The organism is Shewanella inventionis (genome assembly GCF_014641855.1).
Classification (GTDB): domain Bacteria; phylum Pseudomonadota; class Gammaproteobacteria; order Enterobacterales; family Shewanellaceae; genus Shewanella; species Shewanella inventionis.
The window spans coordinates 1-959 of sequence record NZ_BMII01000114.1 but is presented as its reverse complement, the minus strand read 5'-3'; the positions used below and the strand labels follow the sequence as shown (position 1 = coordinate 959).

Genomic DNA, 959 nt, shown 5'->3' with positions numbered 1-959 from the left:
TACGAGTCAATAGTTGATGCCTGTAGTGAAGCGTGGAATGCATTCATTGAAGATAAAGAGCGTGTGAAAAAAATGTGCCATCGACAATGGGCAACAATGATCACTTAGTTATGCGGAATGGTATAAGCGTCTGGGCGACTACACCTATCTTTTAAAATTCCATGGTAACAGGCTGTCTATATCCGGTGCTGGTTGGCACAGTTCATTAAGACAAGCCATGATGTAATCAAATGGCACTAAGCCGTTGACCTTTGCTGTTTCCACAATGCTGTAAATTGTTGCACTAGCATGAGCCCCATTAGCTGTCTGACTAAATAACCAATTTTTTCGACTTATCACAAAGGGTTTTACTTCGCGTTCAACTTTATTGTTATCGATACTAAGCCGCACATCACCAACATAGCGTATGAGCTTGGGCCTTTGATTCGCTAGGTATTTACCGCCTCTATTAATTTGGTATTACCCACCAAATTGGGCTGGTTCAGCTCAAGCCAGGTTTTAAGCTTGTTCAAAATAGGCTGGCTAATCGCTTGTCTGGCAATGTACTTTTCATCAGAACTTTGTAAGCGTCTAGGGTACTACACCTATCTTTTAAATTCCAAGATTACAGTGATATCCGGTGCTGCTTGGCACTGCTCATTAAGGCAAACCATGATGTAAAACCTAGTGGATTTTATCGGCATCAGGATAATGAACATCAACCAAATCCCGCATACACGCTGCAAAGTCTTCTCGTTTCTTGGTTGCTGTTGCTTTAGCATGTCGCCAGCCTCTATGCCTATCATACATCAGATAGATATTGGCCACATCTTCACGCGGGTATTCGTAATCATCTTTAGCTAAGTGTCCTGGCGAAGCTAATTTGGGCGGTTTTACATGTGACACCAGTTGTTTCATTGCTTCATCAAAATTAACCACAGGATGTTTTTCATCCGCAGGCATTGCATAAATATCAAGTA

1 protein-coding gene and 1 pseudogene are annotated in these 959 nt (G+C 41.8%); both read right to left on the bottom strand.

Annotated elements, in window-relative coordinates; translation table 11 throughout:
- Positions 1 to 144: 144 nt before the first annotated feature.
- Positions 145 to 563 (bottom strand): annotated as a pseudogene (locus IEW93_RS21820) (IS66 family transposase); the annotation flags it as partial.
- A 100-nt stretch (positions 564 to 663) separates the two neighbouring features.
- Positions 664 to 959: transposase (locus IEW93_RS21815; protein WP_373284951.1), on the bottom strand; the 296-nt coding region annotated here is incomplete at its 5' end.